The organism is Sphingomonas sp. AC449 (assembly GCF_979253475.1).
On sequence record NZ_CEEDCZ010000003.1, the window covers coordinates 1 to 19,942 of the forward strand.

Consider the following 19,942-nt stretch of genomic DNA (forward strand, 5'->3'; position numbering starts at 1 on the left):
GGCTGGGAGGGATGGTGGCAGGGAAGATCAGGGTGCACGATCTGGTCTTTTGGGGGTGCGTAACAGGGTGTTTAGGGGTGCCTGTGCATGCCGTTGCAGGGGCCCCTGCACTGATCGCGCTATTCGGCTGGTGGCTCATCCGGCGGGTTGGGGGCGTATCGGGGGATTGCCACGGCGCGGGGATCGAATTCGTCGAGACCGGAATGCTAGTCGCGCTCGCCATTGCCGGCTGCGTCTGACCCCGCCAGCTTCGACACTGCGATCAGCGCATCGATATCGAGATGGCGTTCGAGCGTTTCCGCGATCGCATCGAGCGCGGCGTCGATCGACGCCGAATGGTCGGGACCGACCGCGTCGACCCCGAGCCGGCTGAGCCAGGCGCGGCGCTGATCCGCGAGGCCGAGCAGGCCGTGGACATAGCTGCCGGAGACGAGCCCGTCGGGACTGACCGCGCCGTCGCGGCGGCCATCGTCGCGGATCGTCAGGGCGCGCGCGGTGTCGGGGCCGGTGGTCTCGCCGATATGGATCTCATAGCCGTCGAACCGTGCGCCGATCGCGGTGCCGGCGACGCGTTCGAGCGTCTTGGCGGGGGACAGGATCGTCGCGACGTCGAGCAGGCCGAGCCCGGGGGCGATACCGGCGGGCCCCTCCAGCCCGTCCGGATCGGCGATGCTGCGGCCGAGCATCTGATAGCCGCCGCAAAGCCCGAGCACCGGGCGGCCGCGGCGGCGATGCGCATGGATGTCGATGTCCCAGCCCTGCGCGCGCAGAAAGGCGAGGTCGGGGATCGTCGCCTTGGAGCCGGCGAGGATGATCATGTCGGCGTCGGGGATCGGTTCGCCGGGCGGGACCATGACCAACGTGACGCCGGGGTCGAGCCGCAGCGGATCGAGATCGTCGAAATTGGCGATGCGCGGGGTGATCGGACAGGCGATAACGACCTGTCCGTCCTGCCGGCCGTGACCGGTCGAGCGTTCGAGGATGACCGCGTCCTCGCTCGGCAGGCGGGCGGCCTCGGGAAGCCAGGGGATGACGCCATAGCCGCGCCAGCCCGACCGCGCCTCGATCGCGCGATAGCCGTCGTCGAACAGCGCGGGGTCGCCGCGAAACTTGTTGACGAGGAAGCCGTGGATCATCGCGGCGTCGGCGGGGTCGATCACCGCGCGCGTGCCGACGAGCGAGGCGATGACGCCGCCCCGGTCGATGTCGCCGATCAGGATGACGGGGACGCCCGCGGCGCGCGCAAAGCCCATGTTGGCGATGTCGGCGGCGCGCAGGTTGATCTCGGCGGGGCTGCCCGCGCCCTCGACGACGACGATGTCCGCCTGCGCCCGGAGCCGGTGATAGCTGGCGAGCACGTCGTCCATCAGCCCCGCGCGCCCCTCGCGCCAGCGGCTCGCGCGCAGGATGCCGCGGACCTTGCCGTGGACGACGAGCTGCGAACTGCGGTCGCCCTGCGGCTTGAGCAGAACGGGGTTCATGTCGGTGGTCGGCGCGGTGCGCGCGGCGATCGCCTGGGTCGCCTGCGCGCGGCCGATCTCGCCGCCATCGGCGGTGACCGCGGCGTTGTTCGACATGTTCTGCGGCTTGAAGGGCCGGACGGCGAGTCCGCGATTGGCGAGCGCGCGACAGAGGCCGGCGACGAGCACCGACTTGCCGACGTCCGAGCCGGTGCCCTGGAGCATCACCGCACCCACAGCAGCACCCCCGTGACGATCCACAGCAGCAGGCAGGCGCGGCGATAGACCTGAAGCGCGCGGGCGATGTCGGCGGCGGTGGCGGCGGGCCGGCCGCTGCCGATCCAGGGCTTCAGCTGGGTGACACCGTCATAGCTGACCGGGCCGGCGAGGCGGAGGTCGAGCACGCCCGCCATCGCCGCTTCGGGCCAGCCGGCATTGGGCGAGGCGTGCTTGCGCGCGTCGCGGCGCATTACGTGCCAGCCGCCGGGACCGGCGAGGCAGAGCAGGGCGCCGCTGATCCGCGCGGGGATCCAGTTGGCGAGATCGTCGATCCGTGCCGAGGCCCAGCCGAACGCGCGCCAGCGTGGCTCGCGGTGGCCGATCAGGCTGTCGGCGGTGTTGATCGCCTTGTAGATCCACAGGCCGGGGAGCCCGCCGACGAGCAGCCAGAACAGCGGCGCGACGATGCCGTCGCAGAAGCTTTCGGCAAGGCTTTCGATTCCGGCGCGGGCGATGCCGGCGGAATCGAGCCGGTCGGTGTCGCGGCCGACGATCTTGCCGACCGCGATTCGCGCACCCTGCACGTCGCCCTTGCCGAGCGCGGCGGCGATCGGCGCGACGTGATCGTTGAGGCTGCGCTGCGCGAGACCGGGGGCGGCGAGGAGGCCGATGCCGATCCAGGCATAGGCGCCGAGATAGGTCGTCAACAGCCAGGTCGCGCCCCAGGCGATCCCGCCCGTCACCGCGAGCGTGATTGCGAGCGTCGCGATCCCGGCGATGCGGCGCGTCGCGTCGGGCCATGAAGGACGGTTGAGTGTCTTTTCGAGCGCGCCGATGATCGCGGCGATTGCGCCGACGGGATGACCGATCCGACGGTAGAGCCTTTCCGGCCAGCCGAACGCGGCGTCGAGCGCAAGCGCGATGAGCGCGACGGGATCAGCCATGCGCGAGCGCCGCATCGAGCCGTGCCAGCGCGGCTGCGTCGGCGGGCACGCCGAGACGCAGCCAGCGGGGGTCATAGGTAAAGGGGCGGGTCAGGATGCCCGCCATATTCAGGCGCTCAAACAAGGCTTTGGCGTCGGTTGTTGCGATGAGACGGAAGAGCGGGCAGGCGCCCGTCGCGGTGAGCCCGTGGTGGAGAAGCACCGCGTCGAGCGCGGCTGCACGGGTGACGAGCTGTGCGCGCGTCGTGTCGATCCAGTCGCGGTCGGTATAGGCGGCGGTGCCGATCGCGAGCGCGGTGGCGGAGATCGGCCAGCTGCCCAGACGGTCGCGGGCCCGCGCTACGATGCCGGGCGGTGCGATCATGAAGCCGAGCCTCACGCCGGCGAGTCCGAAGAATTTACCGAATGATCGGAACTGGATAACGGGATCTTCTGCGGACAGGTGCGAGGCCAGGCCGGCGTCGGGGAGCGTGTCGGCGAAGGCCTCGTCGACGACCAGCCAGCCTGCATTCTCGCGGAGACGGTCGATCACTGGCTTGAGCGCGTCCGGGCTTACGAGACGGCCGTCGGGGTTGTTCGGGTTGGCGAGCAGGAGGGTGCCGCCGCGGGCCGCTTCGTCGGTCAGGCTGTCGATCGAGATACGCGCGGGGAGGACCGCTTCGTGCGTCGCGTAGCTGGGGCCGACATGGCGGGCGGGGGCGGGGAGGCCGAGATCGCCGAGCAGGCGCAGGCCGATCTCGGTGCCGGGCAGCGCGACGACGCGTGCGGGATCGGCGCCGAAATGGCGCGCGGCGACGACCTCGAGCGCGGCGAGCGCGGCGGGCGACGGGAGGCTGCGCAGGTCGACCGCGAGATCGGCGGGGGGCTCCCACGCGCAGGGGTTGATCCCGGTCGACAGGTCGAGCCAGGGACGCGGCGCGTGCGGGTACAGCGCCTGCGCGCTGTCGATCCGGCCGCCATGTTCCATCAGCGCGTGCACATGCGTCCCCTGCGCCGGCGATGCCGCGGCGTTGCTGCTGGCCTTCGCCATTCGCCGGGGATAGCGCAAGAGGCGATGGAGGAGACGGTCGTGCAGGGGTTTGGGAAGACGGTGTTGGTGACCGGCGGTGCGCGCTCGGGCAAGAGCCGCCATGCGCAGGCTTTGGCAGAGGCGGGGGCAGAGGCGGCAGGTGGCCACGCGCTCGTTTATATCGCGACCGCGCAGGCGTTCGACGGCGAGATGACCGACCGGATCGCGCGGCATCGCGCCGAGCGGGACGAACGGTGGCGGACGGTCGAGGCGCCGCTCGCGCTGGCGGCGGCGATCGCCGAGGCGGACGCGCCGGACGGGGTGATACTGGTCGACTGCCTGACCTTGTGGGCGTCGAACCTGATGCTGGCGGAGGCCGATGCTGAGACGGCGATCGCCGCGTTGCTGGACGCGATCGGTCGCGTCGCGGGGCGGCTGGTGCTGGTCACCAACGAGGTCGGGATGGGGATCGTGCCCGACAATGCGATGGCGCGGCGGTTCCGCGATCTGGCCGGGATGCTCAACCAGCGGGTCGCGGCTACGGTGGAGACGGTCGATCTCGCGGTGTCGGGGCTGACGATCCGGATGAAGGGGTAGCAGGTGCCCCTCCCCGGTGCGGGGAGGGGCTGGCGGCGTCAGAACGAGACGCGGGCGCCGAGCGAGGTGACGATCGCGCTGGCGTCGCGGAGCGCGCCGTTGGTGCGGATGATGCTGCCCGCGACCAAAGTGGCGCGGTCGATCGTCGTGTTCTCGAAGTCGACATATTGCGCGGCGGCGTCGACCGCGATGCGCGGCGTCACCTGGTAGGAGGCGCCGGCGGCATAGGTCCAGCGATCGGCGTCGGGAACGCGCGCGTCGCGCTGGCCGTCCTGCGTCGGCGTCTTGGTGCGCTGGACACCGCCGCGCACCGTCAGCTTGGGCGTGACGTCATAGTCGAGACCGCCCGCGAGGCTCCAGCTGTCGCGGTAGTTCTCGGGGATCGCGGTGTTGAGCGGCGCGCCGAGGTCGATCGTGTCGAACTTGCTCCAGTTGAACGCGATGACTTGGGCGTTGAGCGTCAGCTGGTCGGTGGCGCGGACGCGGCCCGCGACGATGACCTGACCGGGGGTGTTGAACTCCGCGGTCGCGCCTGAGATGTCGGTGTTGCCGCCGGCGAGCGGGCCGAGCAGGCCGGTGACGACGAGGTCGCCCTTCAGCTTGTGGCGGATGCTCGACTTGTAGGTGACGCCGACGGTGGCGAAGTCGTTGTGGAGCTGGACGCCCGCGGTCCAGCCGAGATCCCAGCCGTCGCCGCTGAGTTCCTGGCGGCCGTCCGGCTGTGCCGCGGACACGTTGGGGAGCGCGTTGCTGAGGATCGCGTCGGTATATTCGACGTTGAGCGCACCGCCGACGCGGAGCCAGTCGGTCAGTTCGACGCCGATCGAGGGCTGGATGTCGATCGTGCGCAGGCGGGTCTTGTCCGCGCTGTAGCGGGCCCAGCTGTCGGCGTCATAGTTGGTCGTGAAGCTGAACGGCGAGGTGACGACGAGGCCGACCGCGATCCGGTCGGTCAGCGGATAGGCGACCGCGCCCGAGGGGACGACGCCCTTGTTGACCGGGTCGCTCGAGTTCGACTGGCCGCTGATCGCGGTGCAGGGCTGGCCGCCCGGCCGGCAGATCTGCGAGCCTGTGTCGATCACGTCGCCGCGCGGGATGATCGCGCTGGCGCTGAGCGTTGCGCTGCCGTCGCGGATGCCGGCGATCGCGGCGGGGTTCCACCAGAGCGACGCGGCGCCGGTATCGGCGGCTTCACCCGAAAACGCACGGCCCGCGCCGCGTGCCGACTGCGCCTGGAGGTAGAAGGCGTCGGCATAGGCGGTGCTGGCGAACCCGAAAGCGGAGACGAGCGCGGTCACGGCCAGCAACGGGGCCTTGGTACGAAACGACATTTACAAAATTCCTGAACGCTAACTTTTAGGGGAACGTGAGGGAGGACCTGGGATCAGCGGACGCGCGTCCAGGTCTGGGTCTTGCAGAGCGGGAAGAAGACGCAGCCGCGCAGCTTCAGCTGGTTCGCGCCGACCGGGGTGATCTTGCCGCTATAGGTCTTGCCGTCCTCGGCATTGTAGACCTGGCCGTTGCTCCACACGCCGTCCTTGTCGGGCTTGAAGCCGCTGAGCATCTGCATGCCCTGGATCGGGCGGTTGCGCAGCGCGGCGTTGCTGTTGTTGGCGTCCTTCATCGACGGGTTGGCGCGCAGCGCGTCGGAGGTCAGGATCTTGCCGCAGATCGAGGGGCCGCAGCGCGCGATCTCGACGATGGCGTTGTGCGTCTCGGTCCGCCAGCGGCCGATCGCGGTGTCGGCGGTTGCGGGGGCGCCGGCGAGCAGCGCGGCGATCATCATCAGGGACATCGTCTATCCTCTCCTGGTGTCGGGACGCCGCATGTGTACGGTCATCCGCTGTCTTGGCGAGACCCGCGACCTAATCGCGAGCCTGCTGCCGTATACGGCAGCTCTTCGCCCCGCCTAGATTTGTACGAACAATAGTCAAGTGTTCTTACTGATCCGGGCGGGTGAAAAAGCGTTCATGCGGGTGTTCCCCCGCTTGCGCGGGGGAACTGGCTCAGTTGCGCAGCGGCTTGCCCGTCTGGAGCATGTGGACGACGCGCGCCTGGGTGCGCTGGTCCTTGACGCTCGCCATGAAGGCGGCGCGTTCGAGGTCGAGGAGCTGCGCCTCGGTGACGGTGTCGACGAGGTCGGCATCGCCGCCGGTCAGCACCTCGGCGAGGCGGTCGGCGACCACCACGTCATAGTCGGTCGCCATGCCCTTCTTGTGGAAGTCGGACACCGCCATCGACAGACCGGTACGACCGCTCGCGCCTGCCAGACGGAAGGTCGGCGGCTCGGGGGCGACATAGCCCTCGACCAGCGACAAGGCCTTCGCCTTGGCGTCGGCGAGCAGGCGGTCGCGGTTCATGGTGATGCCGTCGTCCTTGCGCAGGATCATCATCTCCTTCGCCTCCGCCGCCGACTTGGCGACCTGCGCGGTGGAGACCGCCTGGAACACCTTGGTCAGCGCGGGCATCGGGCCGTTGGGGAGCGTGCGCGACTGCGTCCAGCGATCGAGCATCTCGCCATTGCCGCCCCAGCCGGGGACCAGCCCGACGCCGCATTCGACGAGGCCGGCATAGGTCTCGGCATGCGCCTGCACCGCGTCCGAGTGGAGCAGCATCTCGCAACCGCCGCCGAGCGCGAGCCCGGCGGGGGCGCTGACGACGGGGAAGGGCGCGTATTTGAGCGCCTTGTACGCCTGCTGGCCGCGCGAAACGCTGGCCTCGACCATGTCCCAGAGGCCCGCACCGACTGCGAACATCGCCGCGCCGAGATTGGCGCCCGCCGAGAAGTTGCTGCCCTCGTTATAGACGACCAGCGCCTTGAAGCGCTCGCGCACGACCGGGACCGCTTCCTCGATGAGCGCGATGACCTGATCGTCGAGCGCGTTCATCTTGGTGTGGAATTCGAGTGCGGCAACACCGTCGCCGACGTCCCAGAGCGACGCCGAGGCGTTGGTCAGGACGGGCTGCGACCGGAGCTTGATGTCCTCGAGCAGTTCGACGCCGTCGGCGCGCGGCACGTCGACATAGTCGCCGTCGGTGGTCAGATACTGGCGGTTGCCGTTCTCGACGCGGTAGAAGGGACGGTCGCCCGCGGTCGTCAGGATCGCGGGCACGTCGCGGCCCTCGGCGGCGAGACGCTGGGCGAGCAGACCCGGCCCCATCCGGTCGATCAGCTCGAACGGCCCGTATTTCCAGTTGTACCCGAGCTTCATCGCGTCATCGATCGCGACGATATCGTCCGCCGCCTCGCCGACGAGCATCGCCGCGTAGGACAGCGTGTTGCCGAGGATCGTCCAGGCATAGGTGCCGATCCTGCCGGGTTCGGCGATCAGCGCGGCGAGATCCTTGCCGGTCTTGCCGGGCAGCTCGGCGGGCTTCGCCTCGGGGCGATAGTCGCCGGTCGCGAGGTCGAGCGAGAGCTTGGTGCGCGTCGCCTTGTCGAAGCGGTAGAAGCCGCCCTTGCCCTTGCGGCCGGTGAACCCTTCCGCGATCATCCTGTCGACGAGCTGCATGTCGCGGACGGTGTCGAAATAGGGATCGCCCGCGGGGAGCGTCGACGAGAGGCTCTTCGACAGCAGCGGCATCAGGTCGACGCCGACGAGATCGACGAGACCGAAGATCCCGGTCTTGGGCACGCCCATCGGCCGTCCGCCGATCTGGTCGGCCTCCTCGACGGTCAGCCCCTGGTCCATCGCCGCGTTGATCGCGATCGCCAGCCAGTAGGTGCCGATGCGGTTGGCGATGAAGCCCGGCGTGTCCTTTGCGCGGACGATCCGCTTGCCCATGAAGCGATCGACGAAATCCTCGACCTTCTCCGCGACCGCGACGTCGGTATGCTCACCGCGGACGATCTCGACCAGCCGCATGTAGCGCGGCGGGTTGAAGAAGTGCGTGATGAGGAAGTCGGCCTTGAACTGGTCCGAGCGGCCGTCGACGAGATGGCCGAGCGGGATCGTCGAGGTGTTCGACGAGACCGCGGTGCCGGGACGCTTCAGTGCCTCGAGCTTGGCATAGAGCGCCTGCTTGATGTCGAGCCGTTCGACGATCGCCTCGACGATCCAGTCGCACTCGGCGACGCGGTCGAGATGGTCGTCGATATTGCCCGTCTCGACCAGCGTTGCCGCACGCTTCGACATGAAGGGCGCGGGGTCGGTCTTGAGCATCTTCGCGACCGCGCCCTTGGCGACAGCATCGCGATCGTCGCCCTCGCGGGGCACGATGTCGAGCAGCAGCACGGGGATGCCGGCGTTCGCAACTTGTGCAGCAATCCCTGCGCCCATGACGCCTGCGCCGATGACGCAGACTTTCTTTACGGCGTTGTCCATCATGCGCGCTCCAGCACCGTTGCGATGCCCTGACCGCCGCCGATGCACTGGGTGGCGAGCGCGTAGCGGCCGCCTTCGCGCGCGAGCAAGGCTGCGGCCTTGCCGACGATGCGCGCGCCGGTCGCGCCGAGCGGATGGCCGATCGCGATCGCGCCGCCATCGAGGTTGATCGTCTCGTCCTTGAGCCCCAGGTCGCGGATGCAGGCGATCGCCTGGCTGGCGAACGCCTCGTTGATCTCGACCACGTCGAGGTCGGCGACGGTGATCCCGGCGCGCTCCATCGCCTTTTGCGAGGCGTAGATCGGGCCGAGGCCCATCGTCGACGGCTCGTTGCCCGACACCGCGACCGACTTGATCCGCGCGAGGATGGTCAGGCCGTGCTTCGTCGCGAACGCTTCCGAGGTGACGAGAACGGCGGAGGCGCCGTCGGTCAGCGGCGAGGAGGTGCCGGCGGTAACCGAGCCGTCCGCGCTGAACGCAGGCTTGAGGCCGGCGAGCGCCTCGGTCGTCGTGCCGGCGCGGATCGTGCCGTCCTGGCTGACCGGGCCGGCCTTGGTCTGGATCGTCACGATCTCATCCGACAGGCGGCCATCGGCGCGCGCGGCGGCGGCCTTGTCCTGGCTCTTCACCGCGAACGCATCCTGTTCGGCACGCGTGATCTGGTAATCGCGCGCGACGTTCTCGGCGGTCTCACCCATGCCCATGTACGCGCCCGCGTTCTTCTTGAAGAGATCGGGGTTGGGGAGCGGGTTGTAGCCGCCCATCGGCACGCGGCTCATCGATTCGAGCCCGGCGCAGATGAACGCGTCGCCAGCGCCGATGTTGATCTGGCCGACCGCGATGTGGATCGCGCTCATCGACGAGCCGCAGAAGCGGTTGACCGTCATGCCGCCGACCGACAGCGGCAGGTCGGCGAGCAGGCCGATCATCCGCGCGACGTTCAGGCCCTGCTCGCCCTCGGGGAAGGCGCAGCCGAGGATGATGTCCTCGATCTCGGCGGGATCGACGCCGGTCTTGTCGAGCAGCCCGCGAATCGTCTGCGCGGCGAGATCGTCGGGGCGGACGCGGGCGAGGTCGCCCTTGCCGGCAAGGTGGAACGGCGAGCGGGCGTACCCGGCGATGACGACGTTGGTCACGATGATCCTCTCCAATTGCAATCGGTCCGCTTAAGACTTGCGGGCTACCCTTAAGGTGCGATACCTCTCCTATACGTCAAGGTGATGCGGGCTACAATATCAGTCGAGAGCGCACGCCGAAAAGGAGAGAGAGATGCTGGACACCGTCGGCCGTGCGATCGGCGTACCGCTTGAAGGCGAAGCGCGTTTGTTGGGCGACATGCTCGACACGGCGGTCCGCCGATTCGGGTCGCGGACGGTGCTCGATTTCCTCGGGTCGACGATGACCTATGCCGAGCTTGGCGATGCGGTCACGCATGCGGCGCGGGGGTTGCAGGATCTGGGCGTGGTGAAGGGAACGCGGGTCGCGCTGTGCCTGCCGAACACGCCTTATTATCCGGTGCTGTTCTTCGCGGTGCTGAAAGCGGGCGGGATCGTCGTCAACGTCAACCCGCTCTATGTCGAACGCGAGCTGTGCCACCTGCTGAAGGATTCGGGCGCGGAGATCATCGCGACCTGCGACATCGCCGAGATCCATGCGCGCGTGCTGAAGGTCGCGGGCGAGACGGGGGTGCGGCATGTCATCACCTGCCCGATCGCGGGCGCGCTGCCGACGCTGAAGTCGATCGCCTACCGCATCTTCAAGCGCGCCGAGATCGCGCGTGCGCCGAACGACGCGCGGCATCGCAGCTTCGACTCGCTGGTGCATGCAAAGGGCGCGCCCACGCCGGTCGCGGTGACGCCGGACGAGGTGGCGGTGCTGCAATATACCGGGGGGACGACCGGCGAGCCCAAGGCGGCGATGCTGAGCCACGCCAATCTGGTGTCGAACGCGGATGCGATGATGACGTTCGTTGGCGGCGAGACGCCCGAGCAGGACCGGGTGATGGGGGCGCTGCCGCTGTTCCATGTCTTCGCGCTGACGACGGTGCTGACCTATTCGATCCGTGCGGGCGCGCAGATGATCCTGTTGCCGCGGTTCGAGCTGCAGCAGCTCTTGAAGACGATCGTGCGGACCAGGCCGAATTATTTTCCCGCGGTGCCGACCATCTATGCCGCGATCACCAAGGCGGCGGAGACGCAGCCGATCGACCTGTCGTCGATCCATGCGTGCATCTCGGGCGGCGCGCCGCTGCCTGCGGAAGTCCGCACCGCGTTCGAGGCGGCGACGGGGTCGAAGCTGGTCGAGGGGTACGGGCTGTCGGAGGCGTCGCCTATTATCACCTGCAATCCAATCGAGGGGCTGAACAAGCCGGGGTCGGCGGGGCTGCCCTTTCCCGGCACGATCATCGAGATCCGCGACCGCGAGGATCCGACCCGGCTGCTGCCCGTCGGCGAGAATGGCGAGATTTGCGCGCGTGGCCCGCAGGTTACGCAAGGATATTGGCACAAGCCGGAAGCAAGCGCGGCGCTGTTCGCGGATGGCGCGTTGCGTACCGGCGACGTCGGGCATCTCGACGCGGACGGCTATCTGTTCATCGTCGACCGGATCAAGGATTTGATCCTGTGCGGCGGCTACAACGTCTATCCGCGCGTGATCGAGGAGGCGCTGTACGAGCATCCCGCGGTCGCCGAGGTGGTGGTGATCGGGGTCGCCGACGCCTATCGCGGACAGGCGCCCAAGGCGTTCGTCACGCTGATCGAAGGCGCGACTGCTACCCCTGTGGAATTGCGCGATTTTCTGCGTGACAAGATCAGCAAGATCGAGCTTCCCCGCGAGGTCGAAATCCGCGACACTCTGCCCAAGACGCTGATCGGCAAGCTATCCAAAAAGGAACTTGTCGCGGAAGAAGAAGCCAGGCTGGCAGGCGCAATGCCGGCCGGGGCGGCGTCGGGGGAGAGGGGAGCGACACCGTGAACGAGCGGCAGGACGATCTTACCGGGATTCAGGACGTGTCGCAGGCGCTGGGGGTCAGCGCGCGGACGCTACGCTTCTATGAGGACAAGGGGCTGATCGAGCCGTGCCGGATCGGGACGACGCGGGTCTATACGCGGCGCGACGTCGCGCGGATGCAGCTGATCCTGCGCGGCAAGCGGCTGGGATTCTCGCTGCGCGACATCGAGGAGTTTCTCGACCTGTACGACGCGGATCCGCAGCATGTCGAACAGATGCGCGCGCTCGCCGAACGCTGTCGCCAGCGGATCGACGATCTGCAGCAGCAGCAAGATGCGATCGCGCAGACGCTGGCGGAGCTCGAGAAAATCGAGGCGCAGGCGCTCGAGCGGATCGCGTCCTGACCGGCCTCTAACGCGCGGCGGTTGCACCGCGCGGCGCGGCGCGGCAGGGACGCGCGATGCGCACCATCTCCTCCGCCGTCGGCGTTCGTCTCTACCATCTCGACGATGCGCTCGAGGGCGGCGCGGCGACGACCTTGTTTTACGGCCCGCTCGGCGAGGCGCTGACGATCGCCGCGCAACAGGACGAGGAGGTCCAGGCCGGGCTGTACATCGCGACCGAGAACGACGTCGTCGCCTATCTCGACCTCGACGAGTGAGGGTCAGGCGCCCGCGGTGAAGCCGTCGTCGCGGTCGGCGGGGACGGGCGCGCTGACCGCCTTGCAGATCGCGCGGAGTGCAGGTTTGAGCCCCTCCTCGAGCGTCGGGTGATAGAAGGGCATGTCGAGCAGGTCGGTCGCGGTGCGGCCCTGCTGGATCGCCCAGGCGATCAGATGCGCGCTGTGCTCGACCCCGGGGGCGGCCATCGTCGCGCCGGTGAGCCGGCCGGTGCCCGCCTCCGCATAGAAGCGGACGAGGCCGGCGTTGCGCGCCATGACCTTCGCACGACCCTGATCCTCGTAGGAGGCTTCGCCGATGACGATGCCGTCCTGGTCGTCGGGGGTGATGTCGCCGATCACCGCAACGGTCGGGTCGGTGAACATGATCGCGAGCGGCACCATCCGCGGGCCGGGGGTGACGTCGGGGAACTGCGCCGCGTTGCGGCCGGCGATCATCCCCTCGGCAGACGCTTCGCCGAGCACGGTGCGGTCGTGATCCGCGTCGCCCGCGATGAAGATGGGCGCGTCGCCGCACTGCATCGTCGTCCTGTCGAAGACCGGCGTGCCGTGATCGTCGAGCGTGATCCCGGTGGTCTCCAGCCCGAGCCCCTTGAGCCGCGGCGGGCGGCCGGTCGCGACGAGCAGATAGTCGAAGCGGCGGGATCCCGACTGCGCGCCCGACCAGGACAGGCGGACGCCGTCGCTGTCGGGTTCGGCCTTCAGCTTCATTTCGAGATGGATCGGCAGTTCCTTGTCGAGGATCGCGTGGAGCACCGCCGAGACCTTCTCGTCCTTCAGCGCGGCGAGGCCGGGGGACTGGTCGAACACCATCGTCTCGACGCCGAGCCGGACGAGCGCCTGCGCGAGTTCGAGGCCGATCGGGCCCGCGCCGATGACGCCGACCGAGCCGGGCAGTGTAGGCAGCTCGAAGATCGTCTCGTTGGTCAGCACGCGGTCGCGCACCGCGTCGAACGTGTCGGGGATGTTTGGGTAGGAGCCGGTCGCGATCACGACGGCCTTGGCGGTCACGGTGCGGCCGTCGTGGAGGCTAAGCGTGGTCGCGTCGACGAAACGCGCGCGGGCCTGGACCTTCACGCCGTCGGGGAGCGCGTCGAGCGAGTCGCAGACGCCTGCGACGAACGCGTCGCGTTCGCGCTGGACGCGCGCCATCACTGCGGCGCCGTCGATCCGCGGCTCGGCGGCGATGCCGAAGACCGATGCCTGGCGGACCGCGTGCGCGGCGTGGGCGGCGGCGATCAGCAGCTTGGAGGGCATGCAGCCGACGCTGGCGCAGGTGGTGCCCGAGAAGGTCTCGTCGATCAGCAGCGTGCGCGCGCCGTTGCGCCGCGCGTTGCGCTCTGCTGCGAGACCCGCGGTGCCCGCGCCGATGATCGCGACGTCACAGGTGAGATCGGGGCCGTTGAGATTGGGGCTGGTGTTCGGCATGATCGACTCCGTCTCCGGAGCATTCCGGTCATGGCAGCGAAACCTTCCGACCGCCTGACCCGTTCCGCATGCCGATCCGATAATCACCACGATCCGAGGACCCGCCATGCTGACCGTCCATCACCTGAATTTCTCCCGGTCTTTCCGCATCTTGTGGCTGCTGGAGGAGCTGCAGCTGCCCTATGAGCTGGTCCGGTACGAGCGCGACGCGAGCTTCCGTGCGCCCGCGTCGCTGAAGGCGGTACATCCGCTGGGCAAGGCGCCGATCGTGCAGGACGACGAGCTGACGCTCGCCGAGAGCGCGTCGATCCTGTCCTATCTCGACCGCAAGTACGGTGGCGCGCGGCTCAGCCCGCCCGAGGGCACGCCCGAGGCGGCGATCCATGACGAATGGCTGCACTATGTCGAGAGTTCGGCGGCGTTCCCGATCATGATGACGGTGATCGGCAAGATGATGGGCGGGCTGCCCGAGGGTCTCGGCAAATTCTCCGAGCCCGAGGTCGCCAAGACGTTTGCGTATATCGCCGAGGGGGTCGGCGAGGGGCCGTATCTGATGGGGGCCAAGCTGACGCTGGCGGATATCCAGATGTCGTACCTGCTCGCGACCGCGGAGAGCGCGGGGCTGCTCAGGGACCAGCCGGAGGTGAGCGCGTATTTCGAGCGGTTGAAGGCGGTGCCGGGCTATCAGAAGGCGATCGAGATCGGCGGGCCGCTGTCGCCACCGCGACGCTGACGGGTGAGGGGACCGGCGCTGCGATACGGCAGCGCCGGTCCCGTCGGCTCAGCGTGCCTTGAAGCGGATCGCCTGACCGCCGCCGGGGGCGAGCGCGAGCGTCACCGTGTCGCCCTTGCGGACGCGCTTGGTTTCGATCGTGATCGCGTGGCGTGCGGTCGTCTTGTAGTCGGCGCCGGGGCCGTCGCGGTAGATCTGCGCGGTGTAGGTCCGGCCGGCGTCGAGGAAGTCGAGCGCGATGGTGAGCGTCCGGGCATTCTCGTCGGTGACGCTGCCGACATACCAGTCGTTCGACTTGCGGTCCTTGCGCGCGAAGGTGACGAAGTCGCCGACCTCGCCGTTGAGCACGCGGGTGTCGGACCAGTCGGTCGGCACGTCCTTGATGAACTGGAACGCGGCGGGATATTTCGCGTAGTTTTCGGGCGTGTCCGCGGCCATCACGACGGGCGAATAGAGCACGACGTAGAGCGCGAGCTGCTTGGCGATCGTCGACAGGAGATCGCTGTCATCCGAGCCCTTGAGGCTGAGCACGCCGGGGGTGAAGTCCATCGGCCCCTCGAGCATGCGCGTGAAGGCGAGGTTCGCCTCGTGCTCAGGCGGGTTCTTGCCGGGCCAGCTGTTATATTCCATGCCGCGCGATCCTTCGCGGGCGATCCAGTTGGGATAGGTGCGGCGCAGGCCGGTATCCTTGACGGGCTCGTGGCTGTCGATCGACACCTTGTACTTGGCCGCCGTGGTGACGACGCGGGTATAGTGGTTCACCATCCACTGGCCCTCATGCCATTCACGGTGCTGAGACCCGTCGGGATCGACGCGTTCGATCTGGCCCGCGTCGGTGACATAGCCTGTCTTGATCGCGGGGATGCCGTGATCGCGTGCAAAGGCGAAGGCGCGGTCGAGCTGGCCGTCATAATGGCTCGCCGAACCGCCGGTCTCGTTATGCCCGATCAGGTAGACGCCCTTCGACTTGGCGTATTTGGCGAGATAGCCGGCGTCGAAATCTGGGGTCGGCGTGTCGAACTGCATCGCGGTGCCGTCGCCGAACCAGTCGCCGTCCCAACCGACATTCCAGCCCTCGACGAGGACGCCGGGGATTTTGTTGGCGCTGGCGAAGTCGATATAGGTCTTCACATGCGCGGTGGTGGCGCCGTGGTTGGGACCGGTCGCCCAGCTCCACTTGCCGGTGATCATGTTCCACCAGACGCCGACGAACTTGCCGGGCTTCACCCAGCTCACATCGCCCAGCTTGTTGGGTTCGTTGAGGTTGAGCTCGATATGGCTCATGTACAGGCCGGGCGCGTCGTCGGACAGGATCAGCGTGCGCCACGGCGTCGCGAACGCGCCGGTGCGCGTGACCTTTGGCGCGCCGGCGCCGGGGGTCAGCACCGCCTTCAGCGTGTTGCCCTCGACCTTGGCGACGTTCATGCCGGCATAGTCGACCAGCGCGGCCTCGTGCAGCGCGACATGCGTGCCGCCTGCGAGCTTCAGCGTGATCGGCGTCGCGGCGGTGCCGACATCGGCGAGCGGCGTGCGGTTGTAGAGATATTCCTCGCGATTCCATTCGAAGCCGGGCTTCCACCAGGCGGTCGCGTCCTCGGCGAAGGCGAACTGCGTCAGCTCCTCGGCGATGTTGATCGTCTTGAAGTTGGGCTGGTCGGGAAAGACGTAGCGAAAGCCGATGCCGTCGTCCTGAAGACGGAAGACGACGTCGATCGCGCGCTGCAGCCGGTCGGTCTCGCGCAGGCGGACGCGCATCTCGGTGTGGTTGTCGCGGATCGTCTTCCACTCGCCCCAGGGCTGCGTCCAGCTCGAATCCGCCTTGTCGCGGGTGACGGTCTCGATCTTGAGGTGGCGGTCGAACTTGGGCGCGTCGGTGAAGAGGAAGCCGAGCCGCGACGGCTTGACGATCAGCGTGCCCTTGCGCGTGACGCTGTAGGTCGCATGGCCTTCGCCATCGGTCGCGACGGTGACCGCGATGCTGCCGTCGGGCGAGGTCGCGATCGCCGAGGGGATCGTCGGGACGGGCTGCGGCTTGATCGTCTCGTTTGTGGTGACGGCGGGGGCGGCCTGGTCCTGTGCCATCACGGGTGCGGTGGTCGCGAGGAGCGTCGCCAGCGTGAGCGAGAGGGTCTTCATGATCCGGTCCTTTCGGCGATCAGCGCGGCATAGCCGCCCAGTCGCCCTGTCGTGGCGTCGTTGATGCATTCGAGGACGCGCCAGTCGCCGGGATCGGCGGGGCTCCAGTCGATCGGCTCCGCACCCATGTTGAAGACGCAGAGCAGCGTCCGGTCGCCGTCGTGGCGCTCGAAGGCGAGCAGCGTCTCGGTGACTTCGGTCAGCACCAGATCGCCGGTCGCGAGTGCCGGGGTCGCGCGGCGCAGCGCGAGCAGGCGGCGGGTCAGCGCGAGCAGTGAGTCGGGATCGCCCTCCTGCCGGTCGACCGCGAGCGCGGGATGGTCCGCACCGACGGGCAGCCACGGCGTCGCGTCCGTGAAGCCCGCATGCGGCGCATCGGCCTGCCACGGCATCGGCGTGCGTGCGCCGTCGCGTGACAGCGTCAGCGGCCAGTTGGCGATCGCCTCGGGATCCTGGAGCTGGTCAAACGGGACCTCGACCTGCGTCAGCCCGAGTTCCTCGCCATAATAGAGGAAGATGTTGCCGCGCAGGCAGACGAGCAGCGCGATCTTCATCCGCGCGAACGCGTCGCGCTGGTCAGGCGCGATCCAGCGCGAGACGGCGCGCGGCGCGTCGTGGTTCTCGAATGCCCAGCTCGGCCAGCCCATCTCCGCGTCCGATGGCCAGAGCGTGATCGCGTCGGCGACGGTCTTCGGGCTGAGGTCGTTGGCGTAGAGGAAGTCGAAGCCGTACGCGCTGTTGAGCCGCGTCTGGCCGCGCGTGAACAGCTTCATCTCGCGGTCGCTGTCCGCGCCGCCGACCTCGGCCACGGTGAAGCGGTCGCCATAGCCGTCGATCAGCCGCCGCAGCCGTTCGAGAAAGGCGGGGATGTCGGGGTGGCTCTGGTTGTGGACATGCGCCTGAAAGTCGAAGGGGCGCGTCTTCAGGCTGTTGTCGGTGACCGGCGGATTGTCGGTCAGCGCGGGGTCGTGCATCGCGAAGTTGATCGCGTCGAGCCGGAAGCCGTCGACGCCGCGGTCGAGCCAGAATTTGGCGGTGTCGACGATCTCGTCCTGCACGTCCGCGTCGTGGAGGTGGAGCTGTGGCTGCTCCTTCAGGAAATTGTGCAGATAATATTGGCGACGGCGCGCGTCCCAGGTCCAGGCGGGGCCGCCAAAGACCGACTGCCAGTTGGACGGCGGGCTGCCGTCGGGCTTGGCGTCGGCCCAGACATACCAGTTCGCCTTGGGGTTGGTGCGTGACGAACGGCTCTCGACGAACCAGGGATGCTCGTCCGAGGTATGGCTGTAGACCTGGTCGATGATGATCTTGAGCCCGAGCGCGTGGGCGCGCGCGATCAGCGTGTCGAAATCGGCGAGTGTGCCGAAGATCGGGTCGACATCGCGGTAGTTCGCAACGTCATAGCCGAAGTCCTTCATCGGCGACGTGAAGAAGGGCGACAGCCAGACCGCATCGACGCCGAGGCTCGCGACATAGTCGAGATGGCGGGTGATGCCGGGCAGGTCGCCGATGCCGTCGCCGTTCGAGTCCGCGAAACTGCGCGGATAGATCTGGTAGATGACCGCGCCCTTCCACCAGGGTTGGTGCGCGGGCAGGCTCGTCGTGTCGGGCATCAGCGGGTCTCCGCGGCGCAGACCGCATAGCCAAAGGCGGGGATCGTCAGCGTGACGCTGCCGGGGGCGGTCGCGCGCGCGGCGCAAGCGCCGGCGAGCGTATCGAAGCGCGTCGAGCGAGTCTCGACCTGGATCGCGCTGGTCAGCGGCTTTGCGCTGGTGTTGTACGCAAGGAGCATCTCGGCGCCGGTCACGGGATCGAAGCGCGAGACCGCGAACAGGCCGGGCGTATCGCCGCGCGCGCGGACGAGCGTGCGGCCGCGGGTGAGCGCCGGGTGCGCGACGCGGAGGCGCGCGAGCTCGGCGATCTGGCGGAACAGCGGGTGGCTCGTACCGAAACTGGCGGTCGCGGTGGTCGCGTCGGTGCCGACGAGGCGATTGTCGTTATAGACCGCGACCTTCGAGGCGAACATGTCCTCGCGCGCGTCCTGGTCGTCGCCGTCGCCGGCAAAGCCCTGCTCGTCGCCCGAATAGATCGTCGGCACGCCGCGCATCGTCAGCAGCATCGCATGGCCGAGCTTGACGCGTGCGAGCACCTCGGCCTCGCTCGCGTTCGGGTTGAGGCGGCGGACGTCGCGCGCGAAGCGGCCCTGGTCGTGATTGCCGAGGAAGGTCGGCAGGATCATCGCGGTGTCGGCGCCGTGTTCGTAGAGCGCATCGCCGTCGAACAAGGCGGCGAGTTCGTTCGTGCCCTTGTTGCCCGCGACGACGTCAGTCACGCCCCAGCGGAAGCCGAAATCGAGCACCGCGGGCAGCTTGTCGACGCGGGTGAAGCGCGCGAGATAGCCCGGATCCATCGTTCCATAGGCGACCTCGCCGAAGATGTGGAAATTGGGGATGCCGTTCGCCCTCGCGCGGTCGAGCATCGCGGGCGTGAAGGCCTGCCAGAATTCGGGGTTCACGTGGCGCGCGGTGTCGATCCGGAAGCCGTCGACCTTGAACCGGTCGATCCAGCTGCCGAAGATGTCGATCATCCCCGATACGACGCGGGGGTTCTCGGTCGCGAGATCGTCGAGGCCGGAGAAATCGCCCATCGTCGAGCTCTCGTCGGTGAAGGTCGAGTCGCCGCGGTTGTGGTAGTAGATCGGGTCGTTGAGCCAAGCGGGGACCTTCACGGTCCGTTCCTTCGCAGGCACATAGGGCGTGTAGGCGAAGCCGGGGTCGGTCAGCCGCGCGAAGTTCTCAGGCGTGCGGACGGCGTCGCCAGCGAAACCGGAATTGATCGGCTTGCCGCGCAGCCCGAGCTTGCGCTGGTAGGGGTAGTTCGCACGGTCGCGATAGGCGCAGGGGGTGCCCTCGGTGCACTCGCGATACTGGATCACGTCGGCGGTGTGGTTGATGATGATGTCCATATAGACCTTCATCCCGCGCGCATGCGCCGCGGTGACGAGCGCGGTCATGTCGGCATTGATGCCGAGATGCGGATCGACCTGCGTGAAGTCGGTGATCCAATAGCCGTGATAGCCCGCGGACTCCCGGCCGGGCGCGCCCTGGACGGGCTTGTTCTTGAAGATCGGGCCGAGCCAGATCGCGGTCGCGCCGAGCTGCTGGAGATAGCCGAGCCGCTTGGTCAGACCCTTGAGGTCGCCGCCGTGATAGAAGCCCTTGGCGGTCGGGTCGAAGCCGGTGACGCGACGATCGCCGGTCAGGCCGCCGCGGTCATTGGCGGGATCGGCATTCTCGAACCGGTCGGGGAGGACGAAATAGATGACCTCGTCCTGCGGCAGCCGCGTGCGATAGTCGGTCGCCGGTGCGGCCTTCGGTGCTGCTTTCGGGACTGGGCCCGGGTCTGCGATGGCGGGCGAGAGCGCGAGCAACCCTGCCAGGATGGTGGCGACGCTCTTGATCAT

Annotated in this window: 17 protein-coding genes; 6 read left to right on the plus strand and 11 right to left on the minus strand. The window is 68.3% G+C overall.

Annotated features, from left to right (window positions below; translation table 11 throughout):
- The first annotated feature begins 11 nt into the window (after positions 1 to 11).
- The gene (locus AC0CH3_RS06650) at positions 12 to 239 is read left to right on the plus strand and encodes an adenosylcobinamide-GDP ribazoletransferase (protein WP_465237777.1); all 228 of its coding nucleotides are present in this window, start codon (positions 12 to 14) and stop codon (positions 237 to 239) included.
- On the opposite strand, the gene AC0CH3_RS06655 is transcribed toward AC0CH3_RS06650, so the two are convergent.
- From AC0CH3_RS06655 to AC0CH3_RS06665, 3 genes are read right to left on the minus strand one after another with little or no spacing between them, the layout of a single operon-like run.
- A complete protein-coding gene (locus AC0CH3_RS06655; RefSeq protein ID WP_354299753.1) occupies positions 207 to 1,697 on the minus strand; it encodes a cobyric acid synthase in 1,491 nt (496 codons plus the stop codon). The genes AC0CH3_RS06650 and AC0CH3_RS06655 overlap by 33 nt on opposite strands.
- A complete protein-coding gene (gene cbiB / locus AC0CH3_RS06660; RefSeq protein WP_354299755.1) occupies positions 1,685 to 2,623 on the minus strand; it encodes an adenosylcobinamide-phosphate synthase CbiB in 939 nt (312 codons plus the stop codon). The genes AC0CH3_RS06655 and cbiB overlap by 13 nt, the downstream gene beginning before the upstream one ends.
- Positions 2,616 to 3,590, minus strand: a complete 975-nt coding sequence (locus AC0CH3_RS06665) for an aminotransferase class I/II-fold pyridoxal phosphate-dependent enzyme (RefSeq protein ID WP_354300428.1) — start codon at positions 3,588 to 3,590, stop codon at positions 2,616 to 2,618. The genes cbiB and AC0CH3_RS06665 overlap by 8 nt, the downstream gene beginning before the upstream one ends.
- Positions 3,591 to 3,677: 87 nt before the next feature.
- Here AC0CH3_RS06665 and cobU point away from each other — a divergent pair, with 87 nt between their 5' ends.
- A complete protein-coding gene (gene cobU / locus AC0CH3_RS06670; RefSeq protein ID WP_354299757.1) occupies positions 3,678 to 4,229 on the plus strand; it encodes a bifunctional adenosylcobinamide kinase/adenosylcobinamide-phosphate guanylyltransferase in 552 nt (183 codons plus the stop codon).
- Between the two features lie 38 nt (positions 4,230 to 4,267).
- On the opposite strand, the gene AC0CH3_RS06675 is transcribed toward cobU, so the two are convergent.
- The 4 genes from AC0CH3_RS06675 to AC0CH3_RS06690 all read right to left on the minus strand — a co-directional run bounded on the left by AC0CH3_RS06675 (position 4,268) and on the right by AC0CH3_RS06690 (position 9,690).
- On the minus strand, positions 4,268 to 5,560 hold the full coding sequence (locus AC0CH3_RS06675; protein WP_465237713.1) for an OmpP1/FadL family transporter: 1,293 nt from the start codon (positions 5,558 to 5,560) through the stop codon (positions 4,268 to 4,270).
- A gap of 53 nt (positions 5,561 to 5,613) precedes the next feature.
- Positions 5,614 to 6,024: a DUF2147 domain-containing protein gene (locus AC0CH3_RS06680; RefSeq protein WP_354299760.1), complete on the minus strand. Its 411-nt coding sequence runs from the start codon at positions 6,022 to 6,024 to the stop codon at positions 5,614 to 5,616.
- 211 nt (positions 6,025 to 6,235) lie between these two features.
- Entirely contained in the window at positions 6,236 to 8,554 is a 2,319-nt protein-coding gene (locus AC0CH3_RS06685) for a 3-hydroxyacyl-CoA dehydrogenase/enoyl-CoA hydratase family protein (RefSeq protein WP_354299762.1), read from the minus strand.
- The gene (locus AC0CH3_RS06690) at positions 8,554 to 9,690 is read right to left on the minus strand and encodes a thiolase family protein (protein ID WP_354299764.1); all 1,137 of its coding nucleotides are present in this window, start codon (positions 9,688 to 9,690) and stop codon (positions 8,554 to 8,556) included. Before AC0CH3_RS06690 ends, AC0CH3_RS06685 begins: the two co-directional genes overlap by 1 nt.
- A 133-nt stretch (positions 9,691 to 9,823) precedes the next feature.
- Between AC0CH3_RS06690 and AC0CH3_RS06695 the strand changes: the two genes are divergently transcribed.
- The 3 genes from AC0CH3_RS06695 to AC0CH3_RS06705 are packed head-to-tail and all read left to right on the plus strand — an operon-like array spanning position 9,824 to position 12,164.
- The gene (locus AC0CH3_RS06695; RefSeq protein ID WP_354299765.1) at positions 9,824 to 11,527 is read left to right on the plus strand and encodes a long-chain-fatty-acid--CoA ligase; all 1,704 of its coding nucleotides are present in this window, start codon (positions 9,824 to 9,826) and stop codon (positions 11,525 to 11,527) included.
- On the plus strand, positions 11,524 to 11,907 hold the full coding sequence (locus tag AC0CH3_RS06700) for a MerR family transcriptional regulator (protein WP_056022849.1): 384 nt from the start codon (positions 11,524 to 11,526) through the stop codon (positions 11,905 to 11,907). Before AC0CH3_RS06695 ends, AC0CH3_RS06700 begins: the two co-directional genes overlap by 4 nt.
- Before the next feature lie 56 nt (positions 11,908 to 11,963).
- The gene (locus tag AC0CH3_RS06705; protein WP_354299767.1) at positions 11,964 to 12,164 is read left to right on the plus strand and encodes a hypothetical protein; all 201 of its coding nucleotides are present in this window, start codon (positions 11,964 to 11,966) and stop codon (positions 12,162 to 12,164) included.
- Between the two features lie 3 nt (positions 12,165 to 12,167).
- Here AC0CH3_RS06705 and AC0CH3_RS06710 read toward each other — a convergent pair whose 3' ends face one another.
- On the minus strand, positions 12,168 to 13,610 hold the full coding sequence (locus AC0CH3_RS06710; RefSeq protein WP_354299769.1) for a dihydrolipoyl dehydrogenase: 1,443 nt from the start codon (positions 13,608 to 13,610) through the stop codon (positions 12,168 to 12,170).
- A gap of 106 nt (positions 13,611 to 13,716) precedes the next feature.
- On the opposite strand from AC0CH3_RS06710, the gene AC0CH3_RS06715 reads away from it, so the two are divergent.
- Positions 13,717 to 14,343, plus strand: a complete 627-nt coding sequence (locus tag AC0CH3_RS06715) for a glutathione S-transferase family protein (protein ID WP_354299771.1) — start codon at positions 13,717 to 13,719, stop codon at positions 14,341 to 14,343.
- Between the two features lie 48 nt (positions 14,344 to 14,391).
- Here AC0CH3_RS06715 and AC0CH3_RS06720 read toward each other — a convergent pair whose 3' ends face one another.
- Genes AC0CH3_RS06720 through AC0CH3_RS06730 form a run of 3 tightly spaced genes read right to left on the minus strand, consistent with a single transcriptional unit; the run spans position 14,392 to position 19,942 of the window.
- The gene (locus AC0CH3_RS06720; protein WP_354299773.1) at positions 14,392 to 16,479 is read right to left on the minus strand and encodes a glycoside hydrolase family 97 protein; all 2,088 of its coding nucleotides are present in this window, start codon (positions 16,477 to 16,479) and stop codon (positions 14,392 to 14,394) included.
- Complete coding sequence (locus AC0CH3_RS06725; protein ID WP_354299774.1) at positions 16,476 to 18,092, minus strand: alpha-amylase family glycosyl hydrolase; 1,617 nt, start codon at positions 18,090 to 18,092, stop codon at positions 16,476 to 16,478. The genes AC0CH3_RS06720 and AC0CH3_RS06725 overlap by 4 nt, the downstream gene beginning before the upstream one ends.
- Positions 18,092 to 19,942 carry an alpha-amylase family glycosyl hydrolase gene (locus tag AC0CH3_RS06730; RefSeq protein ID WP_354299776.1) on the minus strand — a complete coding sequence of 617 codons (1,851 nt, stop codon included), beginning with the start codon at positions 19,940 to 19,942 and terminating at the stop codon, positions 18,092 to 18,094. Before AC0CH3_RS06730 ends, AC0CH3_RS06725 begins: the two co-directional genes overlap by 1 nt.